This window comes from Limosilactobacillus walteri (assembly GCF_014830205.1).
GTDB lineage: Bacteria > Bacillota > Bacilli > Lactobacillales > Lactobacillaceae > Limosilactobacillus > Limosilactobacillus walteri.
This window is the reverse complement of the sequence record NZ_QORN01000005.1, coordinates 1-15,392: the sequence shown is the minus strand read 5'-3', so window position 1 is coordinate 15,392 and position 15,392 is coordinate 1. Positions and strand designations below refer to the sequence as shown.

Genomic DNA, 15,392 nt, shown 5'->3' with positions numbered 1-15,392 from the left:
TTTAGAGCGTATAATTTATACTGATATTTAGTTTAAAAAATCATGATTGGGGAAGAGCCGATGGCAAAGAACATAATGGAATTTCAGCATGTGAGCAAGCAGTATGATGATAATATCGTGTTGCGTGATATTAGCTTTGAAATTGAAGCAGGAAAGTTTTATACCTTATTAGGACCATCAGGATCGGGAAAAACAACTATCCTAAGATTGATTGCTGGGTTTGATCATACTTCTGCTGGTGATATATATTTTGATGGTCAGCGGATCAATGATGTTCCAGCAAATCAGCGACAGGTTAATACTGTTTTTCAAGATTATGCCCTATTTCCGCATATGAATGTTGCTGAAAATGTGGCTTTTGGGCTACAGATAAAAGGCGTAAAGAAAAATGAAATCAAACAACGGGTAAAAGAAGCACTGCATCTGGTTCAACTTGATGGCTACGATAATCGTGAAATTACAGCAATGTCGGGTGGGCAACGACAACGAGTGGCTATTGCCCGGGCAATAGTAAATAAACCTAAGGTATTGCTGCTTGATGAAGCTTTGTCTGCCCTTGATCATAAATTACGGGTTCAAATGCAGACGGAATTGCGACAATTGCAACGACAACTAGGGATCACCTTTATTTTTGTTACTCATGATCAAGAAGAAGCATTGGCAATGAGTGACCAAATTTTAATTATTAATGATGGAAAAATTCAACAGAGCGGGACGCCGGTTGATATCTATGATGAGCCGCTGAACCACTTTGTTGCTGACTTTATCGGGGAAAGCAATATTGTGCCGGGAATTATGAAAAAAGATTACGTTGTTTCAATTAACGGACAAGATTTTGATTGTGTGGATGCAGGGATGAAACCCAATGAAAAAGTTGAAGTAGTAATTCGACCAGAGGACCTCGATATAACTACAGTTGAAAAAGGAAAGCTGATTGGTACAGTTGAAACGCAACTTTTCCGCGGGGTTGATTACCAAATTACAGTAATCGATCAGCGAAATCATAAATGGAAGATTAATTCAATTCATAAAACAAAGGTTGGGGCAAAGGTTGGCATTACTTTTGATCCCGAAGATATCCACGTTATGCGATACAACGAAACCGAAGAAGATTTCGATGCCCGCTTAGATAGTTATGAGGAGGCGGACTAATGCGACAAAAAGCGATGTTTATTGTTCCATATGCTTTGTGGATTATCTTATTTGTTATTGCGCCGTTAGTATTAATTTTATATCAATCATTTTTTAATATTAATGGTCAGGTGACCCTTAATAATTATGCAGAATATCTTACTTCGAGCGTATATCTAAAAATGACCATAAATTCGGTTTGGTATGCTTTTCTAATTACCCTTGTGACCTTAATTATCAGCTACCCAACAGCTTATATCTTGAATGAATTGCCTAATAAGCAGTTTTGGCTGTTGTTAGTTATCTTGCCTACTTGGATTAACCTGTTGCTAAAAACGTATGCTTTTATCGGCCTCTTTAGCCGAACAGGAACAATTAACGAATTTTTACAATTCGTGGGGCTTGGTAGCCACCAGCTATTATTTACGGATGCAAGTTTTATGTTCGTTGCGGCTTATATTGAAATTCCCTTTATGGTATTGCCGATTTTTAATAATTTAGCAGAGATCAACCCATCGTTGATTAATGCAAGTTATGATTTGGGAGCTACTCACTGGCAAACGTTTCGTCGGGTAATTTGGCCATTATCAATGCCGGGAGTAAAAGCAGGAATCCAAGCAGTGTTTATTCCATCGCTTTCACTGTTTATGATTACGCGTTTAATTGGCGGAAACCGAGTTATTACCCTTGGGACAGCGATTGAGGAGCACTTTCTTACGACCCAGAATTGGGGAATGGGTTCGACAATCGGAGTCGTTCTTATTATTGCAATGTTTATTATTATGTTTGTGACTGGCGAAGAAAAGCGGAAAGGGGGACATCGCTAATGAAAAAGCATTATTGGTCATGGGGAAACATTTATCTAGCATTAGTATTTGTGATTTTATATGCGCCAATCCTTTACCTGGTTGTTTTCTCATTTAGTAGCGGTCAGACAATGGAAAAATACCATGGCTTTTCGCTTCAACACTATGCTGATCTGCTTGCTGATAGTCGAATGATTACAATTGTGATTAATACTTTATTAGTAGCTTTTCTTGCATCATTGTTAGCTACAATTATCGGCACGCTTGGGGCGTTAGCAATTAAGGATGCCCGCCGTCCATGGAAGAATAGCCTTCTATCACTAAATAACGTTTTAATGGTTTCGCCAGATGTTATCATCGGAGCAAGTTTCTTAATCTTCTTCACCATGCTTGGTATTCGGTTAGGATTTGTCTCGGTTCTCCTGAGTCATATCGCTTTTTGTATTCCGATTGTAGTTTTAATGGTTTTGCCGAAGTTAAACGAAATGTCACCCACTTTGGTTGATGCAGCGTACGATCTTGGGGCTAGTCGCTGGCAAGTACTTTCCCGGGTAATATTGCCATCAATTGCCCCTGGGATTTTTGCTGGTTATTTTATGGCGTTTACCTATTCGCTTGATGATTTTGCGGTTACTTTTTTTGTAACTGGTAATGGCTTTTCAACGCTCTCTGTAGAAATTTATTCTCGGGCACGGCAAGGAATTAATCTTGAAATTAATGCCCTATCAACACTAATGTTCATTGTGTCGCTGCTGCTAGTAATTGGTTATTATGCTATCAGTAAACGTGGTGGTCGGCGTCCACGAATTGTTGCAATTAAGGAAGGGGATGCACAATGAAAAAATTATTCAGTGCCTTCCTTGCGATTGTTATTATTTGTATCCTATTAGCCCTTGGTGATGTTGCATTTAATCAGCAAAAGACTGGTGGTGGAAAGCAAACATTAACAATTTATAATTGGGGCGATTATATTGACCCCGCACTACTTACAAAATTTGAGCACCAGACTGGTTACCATGTTGATTATGAAACTTTTGACAGTAATGAATCGATGTTAACTAAGATTCGTCAAGGCGGGACTAACTATGATGTAGTTGTTCCAAGTGAGTATACAGTTCAACGAATGAAAAAGGAGCATTTAATTGCCCCCCTTGACCATCATAAGTTACCAAACTTACGCTATATTGATTCCCAATTTCTGAATCAATCATTTGATCCTACAAATCGTTATTCAGTCCCGTATTTCTGGGGGACATTAGGAATTATTTATAATGATCAAAAAGTTCAGGGAAAAGACGTTCAACATTGGGAGCAGCTATGGAATCCGCGTCTTAAAAATAATGTAATGTTAATTGATAGTGCTAGGGATGTTTTTGCCGTGGCATTAATTACCCAACACCAGTCTGTTAACACGACCAACTATCACCGATTGAAGCTTGCACAAGCACACTTAAAACAGCTAACACCTAATGTCAAAGCAATTATTGCTGATGAGATGAAGATGTACATGGAACAAGATGAAGCAGCAGTTGGGGTAACTTATTCTGGGGACGCGCGGGAGATGATGGATATTAATCCACACTTACATTACGTTGTGCCAAGTGAGGGAAGCAATATTTGGTTTGATAATATGGTTATCCCTAAAACGGCCCGGAATAAGGCAGCCGCTTATGAATTTATCAATTTTATGCTTGACCCGCAAAATGCTGCCCAAAATGCTAAGTATGTTGGTTACGCCACCCCGAATAAAGCAGCGAAGAAACAACTTCCTAAAAAAATTACCTCAGACAAAGCGTTTTATCCGCCAGAGGCCACAATGAAGCACTTACAAGTTTATCGTGATCTACCATTGCGTGTCTTAGGGGAGTATAATGATTTGTTTTTAGAATTTAAGATGTTTGCCAAATAAAAGAGTAGGATTTTTAACTTAATGGTTAAAGTCCTATTCTTTTATTTTTGGTTCAAGATGTGATTTACTAAAAGTAAACGGCAAAGAGCAGGAGGTAACTTATGAAAAAGTTTTTGGCAATTAATCATGAGCTTGTCGCTCGTAGTTATATTTTATTTCCCACTTTGCTATTTGCGTTTTCTATCATTGCCCATGCCAATGTAATTATGTTTGTATGGCCGTTTATTTTTGTATACACTGTTGAAAAAGTAATGCCATTTATCCTAGACGGGCGGCTTAATCTTGCGGCTTGGTCGGGAGTAACTAAGTTTTGCTCAATCGTTGCCTTTATTGGTGGTATCTTGGCCTGTATTGGTATTTATTTCCGTATAGAGTGGATTGCTAGTATCGCAGCGATTGCGATTGGCTTTGGTGTTACTGGTTTGAAATTATTGGGAGATCCGAATAAAGAAGTTGCGGGGATTAACTTTAAGCGGGTAAATATGATTGCCGGTTTTAGTGTTATTGCGGGCTTAATTGTTCTTGGCCTGTTGATGATGAAAACATCGTTAGTATATGGTTTTATTTTTTATACTATTATATTAGGGCTAGAGGTTTTATATGCTTATGTCGTTGTTAAAAGGGATAAAACTCCGCTTGACCTTAAATTTTCATTTAACTTAAAAACGGCTTTTCCAGCAATTGCAGTTCTTGTAGTTGTGTTTATCATTAGTTTTTTTAAGAAAACGGGGCGGATTTCTGACTTTAGCTGGGTACTGATTGTTTTAGCTATTCTTGGTATTATTTTAGAACTACGAAATATATTTGGTCAGCCATTTAAGCTTTTTCGGATTTGGCTAGGGGCAATAAAAAACTATGTCATTATTTACACCTTATTGTTTGCCTTTCAACAAAATAAAGTTTACTGGATTTTTGTTGTTTTTATTGAATTAATGGTTAGTGGAATGTTAATTGGTTTTTTCAATAAAAAACTGCAAGAAATTAATTTAACGGTGCGTTATAAGGCCACACTAGGGGTTTTATGCTTAGGTTTATTTTTGACTTATACAGACCGTACCTACTTAATAGGGACGGCGATTACTGTTTTAAGTTCAATGTTACTAGGTAAGTGGGTAAAAGTTCAGGTGCCTGACAAATATAGTAGTATTGATCAAAAGCTATCTGTTTTTGGATCGCTTTGTAATCAGATAGCGCTTTTTGGGATGCTTGAAGTAATTTCCTTTTTCAAACTTGATAATAAAAGCGCGCTTTTAATTCCATATATCGATCACCAGCAAGAACTGCAATATAGTCGGGAAATGTTTTATTTGCGGGTAAGTATGATTATTTTGTTTATTATCACAGGTGTTTTTGTTGTTTTTCATGATCGCAAATATTTACTAGCAAAATAAAGAAAAAGACCAAGCTAAAAGCTTAGTCAGGATTAATTATTTAACGAATCTTGGCGAGGTTTCTGGTGCCCACAAAAGACAGATGATTCCGCCAATTAGTAAGACAATAGTACAAACTAGCATTGCTAAGTTGGAACCACCGAGATGAGTCAAAATTGGCAATAAGAAGGTCCCGCTAGCAGCGCCAAAACGACTAATAGTAATACAAGTCCCGACTCCACTAGCCCGAATTTTAATATCAAATAGTTCCGTGGGGTATGGATAATCTAAAACAAGGCCAGCTGAGAGAATGATCGCGAAAATCGCGAAGATGCTGATCTGAAGAATTGGGGAAAGCCCCTTTCCTAACATTAATATGATTAACGCGCTAGCTGAAAGGAAAAATGTCCCGATCAAAAACATTCGGCGGCTAATAAGCTTAAAGATCCAACTACCGATAATCACACCAATGAAGATACAGCTATTATAGATAATTCCAGAAAGGTTGTCGTTGCCAAGGCTCATGCTCTTTAAGAGGATTGGCAAAAAGATACTAATCCCAAAGAAAGAGAATGCCTGGCAAGCATAGAATAAGCCCCCGACAATGGTTCGTCGCCGATATGGCGGGTTGAACAAGGTTTTGAGGGAAATATCCTTTGGCTTCTTACTACGAATTTGTTTTAGTGAAAGTCCCCATTTTTTACCAAGATGTTTTTGAATTAATTTCTGGGCAGTTTTGTTTTTTCCTTGACTAGCGAGCCAACTTGGGGATGCAGGAATGCGAAAGAAAGATCGATACACTGCTGCAATTAACCCCGGGACAATACTTGACGCAAGAATAACTTGCCAATTATGGGCGCCAAAGCCAGTAATTAGAATCCCGGTAATGTACGAAGCGATAAAACCGATTGTCCAATAGACAATTAGCTGACTTTGTAATCGGCCGCTTTCTTTTGCAGGCAACCATTCTACTAATAAAGCGTTTCCGACAGTATAATCGATTGCAATCATCAAACCGATTAAAATCCGTAGGGTAAAGAGAATAACGAGGTTTGTCGTTAGTAATTGTAAGAGAGAAAATACAGAAAAAAGGTACATATCAAGCATTAACATCTTTCGGCGACCAAATTGGTCAGCAATTTTACCCATTAATGCGCTACCAGCTAACCCGATTAAGCTCCCCGCGCCAATCAAGCCGACCCAAAAGTCGTTGATATCAATATAATTAGTTGCTTGAGAAAGGGCTGTGCCACTGATTCCAAGAGCAAAGCCACAGGCAATTTGCCCAAAAACGAGTGCAAAATAGATCCTAAAATGAATTGATGATAATGGTGCTTTTTTGTAATTTTTCTTTGTATATTCCATAAAAAATAGGCTTATGATAAATGAAAAGTTAGCCTATATATTTGATTCCTCCTTGTGAAAAAATAAAAAGTAAGTAATATTAGCCTAACAAAAATAAATAGTTGCCGCAAATTACTTTGTGAAATAAAAGCTGCGAAGTCCCTTTAAAGAAGAGGCTCCGCAGCTTTATGATTTAATTATTATTTTGCGCTAGCTTACTGTGCCAGTAGCCATATGTGAAGTAAATAATGATTCCGATACCGAACCAAATCGCTGCCCCAATATAAGTTTCCATTTTTAGTTGTGTCATCATTCCAAGGCAGGCCAGTCCAGAAATGATGGGGAGGACTGGATAAAGCGGTACTTTGAATCCGCCACGGTTACCAATGTCTTTTCGTTTGCGAAGTGGAATAATTCCAAATGAAACTAACATGAAAGCAAATAAGGTCCCGATATTTACTAAGCTTGTAAGTTGATCCAGAGAAACTAGTCCACCCATAATGGCAATGATAATGGCAACAATCCATAGCGCAATCTGTGGGGAGTGGCTCTTTTTATCAAGCTTGCCCAGAAATGAAGGAAGTAGACCATCACGACCGATTGCATAGATTAACCGTGAACTTGAGTAGATCATGGAAACCATCATCGTAAACATCCCGATTAGGGCCCCGATTGATAATAATTCAGCAAGCCAATCCTGATTAACCATTTGGAGGGCAAACGCAACCGGATTGGCTACGTCGAGTTTGGTGTACTTGACCATCCCGGTTAACACGACTGCGACCCCGGTATAAAGAACTGTTGCAACAGCCAAGGTACCAATAATTCCTAATGGCATATTACGTTTAGGATTTTTAACTTCAGCTGCTGAACTTGAAACACAGTCGAAACCAAGGTAGGCGAAGAAACCAATTGTAGCGCCGTGGATAACGCCTTTCATGTGGTAGGGAAGGAATGGGTGATAATTTTTAGGTTTAATGAAGAAGAAGCCAACAATAATAAAAATTAAGATAATTGCAATTTTAAGGAAAACAGCAATATTATTGATCCGAATTGAGGACTGCATCCCGTGAGCTAACATGATCGTAATTAATAGGACAATTACAACCGCAACAATATTTACATAAGTTCCATGAGCAGGATCAAACGGGCCAGATAAAGCTTTAGGCAAATGTATGCCAGCACCTTCGAGTAAGGTGTTGAAATAGGCAGCCCATCCAGTAGAAACTGATGCAACGGCTAACATATATTCAAGCACTAACGCCCAGCCAAGCAACCAGCCAAAAAATTCGCCAAACACTACATTTCCATATGAATAAGCACTTCCTGCAACGGGAAGGGCCGAGGCAAATTCAGCGTAACACATTGCAGCTAAAGCACAGACAATCGCTGAAAACAGAAATGACAACGACACTCCTGGTCCAGCTGAATTAGCGGCAATTGTTCCTGGAAGGATAAAAATCCCAGTACCGATAACGGTACCAATCCCAATTGCCATGAGATCACGAGCATTCATTGATTTAACGAAAAGCTTATCTTCACCAAGATAACGATCAAGACTTTCTTTTCGCATAATGTTTAAGCTCATCTTTAAACCACCTTTGCTATAATATAGTGTACGTGCTGCAAAAACACTGCGGCACATTTATAATTAATAATGATACCTGTAATCAATATTAAAAGTCAATTAGAAAATTAAATTACAAAAAGAGGGATAAAAATGGCAATTGAAGTAACTAGTGGTGCAGTTGTATATCGCAATGGGGATAAAGGAATTGAGTATCTTTTACTAGAAAGTCAAAATAAGGGACATTTCTGGGGGTTCCCTAAAGGGCATGTTGAAGGAGAAGAATCTCTAGCAGAAACCGCCATTAGAGAAATAAAAGAAGAAACACAACTCGAATTGCCAATTGACACCAGTTTTAATGTTTATACTGAGTACGATCTCCCTAATGGAAACCGTAAGCAGATGACATTGTATACCGCCGAATTAGATAATCATGAAGATATCCATTTGCAAGTGGCAGAGATTAAAAATTATGGGTGGTTCTCCTATCAGGATGCTCGTCAGCAGTTGACTTATGATAATTTAAGAATGTTGCTTGACCAAGTTAATGACCATTTGACTAAATAGCTATGCAAAAAAATAATTACGTATTTGTAATTACCGGAGCAGCTGGCTCGGGAAAGACTACTGTAGCTAACTATTTGCAAGAACAATATCATATGCATCGTGTAATAACTCATACGACGCGGTTGCCACGACCAGGAGAACGAGATGGTATTGATTACCATTTCGAAACTCCTGAAACGATTAAAAAACTTCACCTTCTTGAACAAGTAACATATGATCAATCGCAATATGGTTCATCGGTGGAAGGACTTGAGGAAGGATGGCATAATGGGCAAAATGATGTCATTGTGTTAGATACGGCTGGGGCGATTACTTATCATCAACAATTAGGTTCTCAAGCAGTGATAATCTTTCTAACTGTTACTCATATGAAGACTTTAGCACGGCGGATGACTCTCCGCGGTGATCAAAACGCGGCAATAAGGTCACGGCTAAAGAGCAAAGAATATCATCGTGATCTTATGCTGCCTCCAATGCTAAAAGGCATCGCGCATGTTGTTGTAAATGATCAGTGGAAAGAAACTAAAAATCAAATTGATGCAATTGTTAAGCAAATAGTATCCGTTTGAATGAAAATTATGGTAAAATATTTGTTCTAATCTGGAGGTGTGGTGGAGAATGCAGGAATTAATCAATCAAGCGCAAGCAATCATCAAGCAGAATCATTTGCGGTGGACTAAGCAGCGAAAGATGATGATTGCCGCAGTGGCTCAACAGCCTGATCGTTATTTTAACATTATTGAGATTGATCAATATCTCCGCAAACAATATCCAGGATTAAGTCATGATACGGTATATCGGAATTTTAAAGAATTTGAAAAGCTGGGAATCGTTGAATTGCGTCAGCATAATGATCAGATGCAAGTCAAGTATTCATGTGATACTGCGCACCACCATCATTTTATTTGTGATATTTGCGGACGGGTTCAAGAGATTCAGATGCCACCGCTTGATATGCAATTTTTTGAAAAACAACTTCCGGGAGCCCAAATTACGGGTCATCGCTTTGAATTACATGGAATCTGTGCAAAATGTCAGGCAAAATCTTTAAAATAAATTCATATTTATCGTGACTATTTTCGTGTATGATATACTCTGGAAAAGGAGAATGAAATATGGGAGCAAAGATACCGCCGCTAGTAACCCCGTTCGCACTTGTTTCTTTAGTTCTTGCGTTAGGAGCCACTAATGTTGTGGTTAATAAGGCAACGCATACTTCGGAAGGTGCCAAGGTGACGTCAGTGTCTAGCAGCCGTCAATTTCAACAATCAGGTGCTGATGAAAGCGACCAATCGAGTCGTGATTCGCAGAGTATGCGTGATGATGATAATGACGCAGATAGTTCATCAGCCACTAAGACTAGCAATAGTAATAATAGTGCTACTGGTGATACTGATAATGACACTGGTACTGATCGGACTACAAGGTCAACGGGCAATACAGATAATAATACAACCACAAATCGGTCAAATAATAACAATAATAATGAAAATACTACTGCTAATCGGAGTAGTACTTCACAATCAACAGGAAATACAACAACTGGTAATAATACAACGTCAACACAAGGAACGACTAATAATACTACTGGAACGACTTCAAATGAATAATAAGGAGGCGGGTTATTAATGTTTAGCTTTCTTGATATGATTAACTCGTCATTGAGTTATTTCAACTTAGATGTTAAATTAAAAAGTCGAATTTATATTATTATTGCAACTTTAGGTGACATTTACTTAGTGTACGTTACATTTCGTTTATTTATGAACCATGTCTGGCTGCGGGCATTACTATACTGTTTAGCAGTAATTGGTTTAACGTACTTTATATATTTAAATTTTGTATTTTACTTTTTAGAAAAAACCTCAAAATTTGATATAATTTCACCACGAGTGGCTAAGATTACGGGGCAAAAGTTTGAAGATGGTAAGGCAAAAGTGCCATTAGACGCACAACAGCGTTTAGCAGCTGAATTAGCTAACCGTTCTAACGGCCTCTTTACAAATGCAGATACTATTCCAGCTGCGGTTGCTATTGATGAACATGAACAGCGTAATTTACACAAAGTAGTTGACCGCTTGTTAATGGAAGGTATTTTTGTTAATGGTTATGATGGCTTAAGTGAAAAAGAGATTGTTGAGCAATATCATGCTACTGACAAGCCCGTAACAGCTCTCAACTCGCAATCTGTACCACCATACTTTGAATTAGTTCATGATGAATTACGTCACCGTCTGGAGGTATATATTGGGATTAACCAGATGGAACGGCGTCCAGTTGGTCACATTACCAAAATTGGTCTTACTGATGTCCATACAGCGCATGATAAATACCAGTTGTATCTTGCCTCAGTTGTGGTCGATGGTGGTCCGAATAAAATAGCTGGGCGTAGCGGTTCAACGATTTTGACGGATGAGGATTATAGTTTACAAGTTCAGGTTGCTTACAAGCAGCGTGAAGAAGCTTAAATAAAAAAGCTAGTTCGGTTATTGAGCTTGAACTAGCTTTTTTATTGATTAATCCTACTTTTCTCTAAATTCTCCATCGACTATGTTATCATTACTACTTTTACTGTTATATTCTGGCATGATTAATGCTGCTAATAAGTAGAAAACGCCAAGTGGGAAGAACCCTGTAAAAACGAAAATCAGCAGACCAATTACCCGTACAAGGGTCTCATCAAGACCAAAGTAATCGGCAATTCCGCCGAATACACCGAGGAATACTTTATTTTTTGATTTTGTTAAATGTTTCTTCGCTTTTGCCATTATAAGAACCTCCTTTTGGATATCTCTTGCTAATACTTATATACCTTAATTGTAAGCAAATACTTATAACGTCGCAAGTAGTGAATAGTCGGTATAACTGGATAAAGATGAGATAATCTTGACCGCATCATTATAAGAGAATAATATAGTATTTCGTCTAGAAAAAATACAATTCAAATCATTTCTTAAGACAAAATCGTTGATTAGTCCTATTTGGAGATAGTTATCTTTAATTAGCCCTGTTGTAGTGATTTGCAACGGGATAGAATAGGCATGTTAAATTTGTATTGTTAGGGAGGGAAAAGTTGTGCGTGTTACAAGAACTATTCGTGATTTTGAAAATGCATTATTGACATTATTAGAAAAAAATTCGTTTGAACATTTGACGGTTGATCAAATTTGTAAAGAAGCATTGTTGCATCGAAGTAGTTTCTATCGCTATTTTAGTGATAAATATGATCTTTTAGAGCAGACGCTAAATGCTCAAATTAATAAGTTGACGGATAATACGGATTCCGAAGATGACATTATTAAGCAATTAATATCATATATTGAACAGCATAAGGAAGTTATTCGTCACTTAGCACCTAATAGTGCGCGTAGCTCTTTATACACAGAAATTCTTACTATTTTAAGTCAAATTCTACTTGAACGTCGAAATATTAAGACGAACGATCCAATTGTGATTGCTCTGCAAAAATCAGATAATCCTGAAATGCTTGCTTACGTTTTAAGTGGTGCGATTATCGGAACTTTCTATTGGTGGCAAGGAAATAATTACGATGTGCCAAAGGAAGATGTTATCAAATTTGCACGAGCTACAGCACGATTATTAATTAATTAGAATAAAATTATGAAAGGATAATTTTGAGGTGAAGTATTAAATGTGGAGCATGATAAAAGACGAATTTCGTCATATTTTGCATAACCGGTTATTACTTCTATCAGTAACGGTTATCTGCTTCATACCTTTCCTATATAGTATTTTCTTCTTAAAATCAGTATGGGACCCGTATGGAAGTACACAGAATTTACCGGTAGCGGTTGTCAATAAGGATGTCCCTGTTGAATATCAAGGCCGGAAAATGGATGTTGGAAAACAAACGGTTGATGAATTAAAGAAAAATCATCAATTAAAATGGGAATTTGTTTCCCCTAAAGAAGCAAAATATGGGATGAGTCATCGCAAATACTATGCGGTAGTTACAATTCCAAAGGATTTTTCAGAAAATGCTACAACTGTTTTACACAAGCATCCAAAACCAATGAAGTTAAAATATGAAACAAATGGATCATTGAACTACATTGGACAAGTTATTACCCAAATGGGCATGACTAAGCTAAACGAAAAGATTCGGGCATCTGTCACTAATGCTTATGCGACAGTAATGTTTAAGCAATTGCATGTTGTTGGTAAGGGGATGACTAAAGCCGCCGATGGTGCTAAGCAAATTGATACGGGGATGGTAACCCTCAGTGATGGGGTAAACCGGTACGTTGCTGGAGTGTCCCAAGTAAATAACGGGGTCCAAACGCTTCGAGTGAGTGTTGCCCCATTGGCAAGCGGTGCTCAACAATTAGCGACAGGTAGTCAAACTTTGGCTAATGGAATTGCTCAGTATACCGGGGGTGTTAATCTCTTGGGTAACGGTGTCGGTCAGTTGATGGCTAACTCTGGTGCCTTAAATTCAGGGGCAGGTCAACTAAGCAGTGGTTTAAACACTTTAATGGCCAATTCTGGTGCGTTAAATTCTGGTGCTAGTCAATTAAACAGTGGCCTTAACGAATTAATGGCTAACTCTGGCGCTTTAAGCACTGGTGCAGGTCAGTTAAGCAGTGGTTTAAATACACTTAAAGGAAACTCATCTAGCCTTCGTAATGGTTCTGGCCAATTAGCATCTGGTGCAAGCCAGTTAAATTCAACAGTTAATAGTCAACTCGGTAATCTTGACTTTAACGGTATTATGGGGGCAATGAACCAAGCGCAAAGCCTTCAACAAGGTTTGGGGCAATTGCAAACAGGTCTTGCTACCGCTAAGAATGCACTTGCTGGTGTCCAGGATAGCGCTGGAAAATTACAACAAGCCTCTGGTTCATTGTCTAACGTTGCTGGTGCAGGCGATCAGCTTAAAGGTGTTGCTACTAATGATGCAGAGATTGCTGGTTTAGCACAACAAATTCTTAAGGATGATAAAGCTAGTGACTCTACTAAGGCAGCGGCCCAACAAATTGCTGGTAAAGCAGGCAGCAACGTTGCAACGATTCAGGGCCTAAGTGGTACACTAGGCCAATTAAACAGTCTTCAGGGCAGTCTTAGCGGAATGCAGCAACAGCTTGGCCAGCTCTCACAAATGTCAACCGTATTAAACAATGCTGATGGTACAATTAAGCAAGCTAATACATTATTAGCAACATTAAATGGCTATAAAGGTACTCTGGCAGCTATGCCAGATGCTGTTAACCAGCTCAAAAATGCTACTAGTCAGATTTCATCGGGTGCAAGTACTCTAAATGCAGGTGTTAACCAATATACTAACGGGGTTGATAGTGCTGCTACTGGTGCTGGGACGCTTAATGCTGGTATTGGTGCTTATACAGCTGGAGTTGCCCAAGCCGGTGCGGGTGCTGGTCAATTAGCTAGTGGTATTGGTCAATATACAGCCGGAGTTGCCCAAGCCGGTGCAGGTGCTAACCAACTTGCCAATGGTATTGGTCAATACACAGCCGGTGTCGGCCAATTAGGTAACGGAATTAGCCAACTCAATGCTAATAGCGGAGCCTTGAATGCTGGTGCTGCGCAGTTAGCGGGCGCACTGGGACAATTAAATGGACAAGTTCCCGCATTAGTTACCGGTGTTAACCAATTGGCAGCCGGAACCCAACAACTTCAAGATAATTCCCCAGCACTTATTTCTGGGATTGCACGCTTGAATGCTGGTGCTTCTCAACTTGCAACTTCGCTTGAAGGTGGCGCTAAGAAAGTTAATGGTATTAAGACTTCGCCACGAACAGCTAAGATGTTTGCAGAACCAACCACGCTTAAACACACCGATTATAGTTATGTGCCAAACTATGGTCATGCCTTGGCTCCATACGTATTGTCAGTTGCCTTGTATGTTGGTGTCCTTGTCTTTAACTTTGTTTACCCAATTCGACGGGTGGCAGAATATGGCAAATCGCCAGCAGCATGGTGGGCAAGTAAGGTTGTTGTTGGATCAGTTGCCGTTACCGCCATGGCCGTTGCTGAAGATGCAATTATGATGGCGTGTGGATTAACCGTTATTCATCCTGCATCATTCTTCATCACAACGATCTGCTTCGGGTTAGCTTCAATGGGAATTGTTATGTTCTTATCGATGCTCTTTGATAACCCAGGACGATTTGTTGCAATGGTTCTCTTGATGCTTCAATTAGGGGGATCAGGTGGTACCTTCCCAATGCAAATCACGATGAAATTCTATAACGTTATTCACTGGTATTTACCAATGACATATTCAATTCTTGGATTGCGTGATTCAATTTCCGGTGGTTTAGGACAGCACTACACAATGTACTGCAATCTTGTCCTTATCGTCATCGCTGTAGTATTCTTCGTTCTTCTCTTATTCGGAATGATTTGGTTGCAGCGACACCACTACGCTGGGCGCTCGGAGTTAGATAATAACCAAGAACTACTTGGTCCTGAAGGTGACTATGATGGTATGCACCTCCAACAAGAACGACCAGACCAACAAAAAAATGGCGAACAATAAGTAAATAAGCTTGTGATAGCGATCATGCTATTACAGGCTTATTTTTTATTAATGTCTTTAGACCTAGTTGAGTGCGTGAGCGAAGCGAATGCACGAAACAAAAAACCACCTGCTATGCGGGTGGGCGATAAAAATTATATAAAAAAGGCCTCTTTTGCCTTAAGATGAAGGTGTTCAA

15 protein-coding genes are annotated in these 15,392 nt (G+C 38.9%); 12 read left to right on the top strand and 3 right to left on the bottom strand.

The window, feature by feature from the left end; genetic code table 11:
* Positions 1-60: 60 nt before the first annotated feature.
* From DTK66_RS01300 to DTK66_RS01280, 5 genes are all read left to right on the top strand, one after another.
* The gene (locus DTK66_RS01300; protein ID WP_153929704.1) at positions 61-1,152 is read left to right on the top strand and encodes an ABC transporter ATP-binding protein; all 1,092 of its coding nucleotides are present in this window, start codon (positions 61-63) and stop codon (positions 1,150-1,152) included.
* Complete coding sequence (locus tag DTK66_RS01295; RefSeq protein ID WP_191667519.1) at positions 1,152-1,958, top strand: ABC transporter permease; 807 nt, start codon at positions 1,152-1,154, stop codon at positions 1,956-1,958. Before DTK66_RS01300 ends, DTK66_RS01295 begins: the two co-directional genes overlap by 1 nt.
* Positions 1,958-2,776, top strand: coding sequence for an ABC transporter permease (locus tag DTK66_RS01290; protein ID WP_191667518.1), 819 nt, complete (start codon positions 1,958-1,960; stop codon positions 2,774-2,776). The genes DTK66_RS01295 and DTK66_RS01290 overlap by 1 nt, the downstream gene beginning before the upstream one ends.
* Complete coding sequence (locus tag DTK66_RS01285) at positions 2,773-3,846, top strand: ABC transporter substrate-binding protein (RefSeq protein ID WP_153929701.1); 1,074 nt, start codon at positions 2,773-2,775, stop codon at positions 3,844-3,846. The genes DTK66_RS01290 and DTK66_RS01285 overlap by 4 nt, the downstream gene beginning before the upstream one ends.
* A gap of 101 nt (positions 3,847-3,947) precedes the next feature.
* Entirely contained in the window at positions 3,948-5,237 is a 1,290-nt protein-coding gene (locus tag DTK66_RS01280; protein ID WP_191667517.1) for a hypothetical protein, read from the top strand.
* A gap of 36 nt (positions 5,238-5,273) precedes the next feature.
* On the opposite strand, the gene DTK66_RS01275 is transcribed toward DTK66_RS01280, so the two are convergent.
* On the bottom strand, positions 5,274-6,581 hold the full coding sequence (locus tag DTK66_RS01275) for an MFS transporter (protein WP_191667516.1): 1,308 nt from the start codon (positions 6,579-6,581) through the stop codon (positions 5,274-5,276).
* A 172-nt stretch (positions 6,582-6,753) separates the two neighbouring features.
* Entirely contained in the window at positions 6,754-8,148 is a 1,395-nt protein-coding gene (locus DTK66_RS01270; protein ID WP_153929698.1) for an amino acid permease, read from the bottom strand.
* Between the two features lie 132 nt (positions 8,149-8,280).
* Between DTK66_RS01270 and DTK66_RS01265 the strand changes: the two genes are divergently transcribed.
* From DTK66_RS01265 to DTK66_RS01245, 5 genes are read left to right on the top strand one after another with little or no spacing between them, the layout of a single operon-like run.
* Entirely contained in the window at positions 8,281-8,694 is a 414-nt protein-coding gene (locus DTK66_RS01265; protein WP_153929697.1) for a bis(5'-nucleosyl)-tetraphosphatase, read from the top strand.
* A 2-nt stretch (positions 8,695-8,696) separates the two neighbouring features.
* Positions 8,697-9,263 (top strand): guanylate kinase, encoded by a 567-nt coding sequence (locus DTK66_RS01260; protein WP_153929696.1) that lies wholly within the window; start codon positions 8,697-8,699, stop codon positions 9,261-9,263.
* Positions 9,264-9,312: 49 nt separating this feature from the next.
* Complete coding sequence (locus DTK66_RS01255) at positions 9,313-9,750, top strand: Fur family transcriptional regulator (RefSeq protein ID WP_153929695.1); 438 nt, start codon at positions 9,313-9,315, stop codon at positions 9,748-9,750.
* 59 nt (positions 9,751-9,809) lie between these two features.
* Positions 9,810-10,304, top strand: a complete 495-nt coding sequence (locus DTK66_RS01250) for a hypothetical protein (RefSeq protein WP_153929694.1) — start codon at positions 9,810-9,812, stop codon at positions 10,302-10,304.
* An 18-nt stretch (positions 10,305-10,322) separates the two neighbouring features.
* Positions 10,323-11,162, top strand: coding sequence for a DUF6681 family protein (locus DTK66_RS01245; protein WP_153929693.1), 840 nt, complete (start codon positions 10,323-10,325; stop codon positions 11,160-11,162).
* Positions 11,163-11,216: 54 nt separating this feature from the next.
* Here DTK66_RS01245 and DTK66_RS01240 read toward each other — a convergent pair whose 3' ends face one another.
* Positions 11,217-11,462 (bottom strand): PspC domain-containing protein, encoded by a 246-nt coding sequence (locus tag DTK66_RS01240; RefSeq protein ID WP_153929692.1) that lies wholly within the window; start codon positions 11,460-11,462, stop codon positions 11,217-11,219.
* 307 nt (positions 11,463-11,769) lie between these two features.
* Here DTK66_RS01240 and DTK66_RS01235 point away from each other — a divergent pair, with 307 nt between their 5' ends.
* Positions 11,770-12,306: a TetR/AcrR family transcriptional regulator gene (locus tag DTK66_RS01235; protein WP_191667515.1), complete on the top strand. Its 537-nt coding sequence runs from the start codon at positions 11,770-11,772 to the stop codon at positions 12,304-12,306.
* A 40-nt stretch (positions 12,307-12,346) separates the two neighbouring features.
* On the top strand, positions 12,347-15,214 hold the full coding sequence (locus DTK66_RS01230) for a YhgE/Pip domain-containing protein (RefSeq protein ID WP_191667514.1): 2,868 nt from the start codon (positions 12,347-12,349) through the stop codon (positions 15,212-15,214).
* Positions 15,215-15,392: the final 178 nt, after the last annotated feature.

Coding starts and splice junctions, on each gene's coding strand:
- DTK66_RS01255 (WP_153929695.1), top strand. CDS start 9,313: ATGCAGGAATTAATCAATCAAGCGCAAGCAATCATCAAGCAGAATCAT.
- DTK66_RS01300 (WP_153929704.1), top strand. CDS start 61: ATGGCAAAGAACATAATGGAATTTCAGCATGTGAGCAAGCAGTATGAT.
- DTK66_RS01260 (WP_153929696.1), top strand. CDS start 8,697: ATGCAAAAAAATAATTACGTATTTGTAATTACCGGAGCAGCTGGCTCG.
- DTK66_RS01230 (WP_191667514.1), top strand. CDS start 12,347: ATGTGGAGCATGATAAAAGACGAATTTCGTCATATTTTGCATAACCGG.
- DTK66_RS01270 (WP_153929698.1), bottom strand. CDS start 8,148: ATGAGCTTAAACATTATGCGAAAAGAAAGTCTTGATCGTTATCTTGGT.
- DTK66_RS01290 (WP_191667518.1), top strand. CDS start 1,958: ATGAAAAAGCATTATTGGTCATGGGGAAACATTTATCTAGCATTAGTA.
- DTK66_RS01275 (WP_191667516.1), bottom strand. CDS start 6,581: ATGGAATATACAAAGAAAAATTACAAAAAAGCACCATTATCATCAATT.
- DTK66_RS01265 (WP_153929697.1), top strand. CDS start 8,281: ATGGCAATTGAAGTAACTAGTGGTGCAGTTGTATATCGCAATGGGGAT.
- DTK66_RS01280 (WP_191667517.1), top strand. CDS start 3,948: ATGAAAAAGTTTTTGGCAATTAATCATGAGCTTGTCGCTCGTAGTTAT.
- DTK66_RS01240 (WP_153929692.1), bottom strand. CDS start 11,462: ATGGCAAAAGCGAAGAAACATTTAACAAAATCAAAAAATAAAGTATTC.
- DTK66_RS01285 (WP_153929701.1), top strand. CDS start 2,773: ATGAAAAAATTATTCAGTGCCTTCCTTGCGATTGTTATTATTTGTATC.
- DTK66_RS01245 (WP_153929693.1), top strand. CDS start 10,323: ATGTTTAGCTTTCTTGATATGATTAACTCGTCATTGAGTTATTTCAAC.
- DTK66_RS01295 (WP_191667519.1), top strand. CDS start 1,152: ATGCGACAAAAAGCGATGTTTATTGTTCCATATGCTTTGTGGATTATC.
- DTK66_RS01250 (WP_153929694.1), top strand. CDS start 9,810: ATGGGAGCAAAGATACCGCCGCTAGTAACCCCGTTCGCACTTGTTTCT.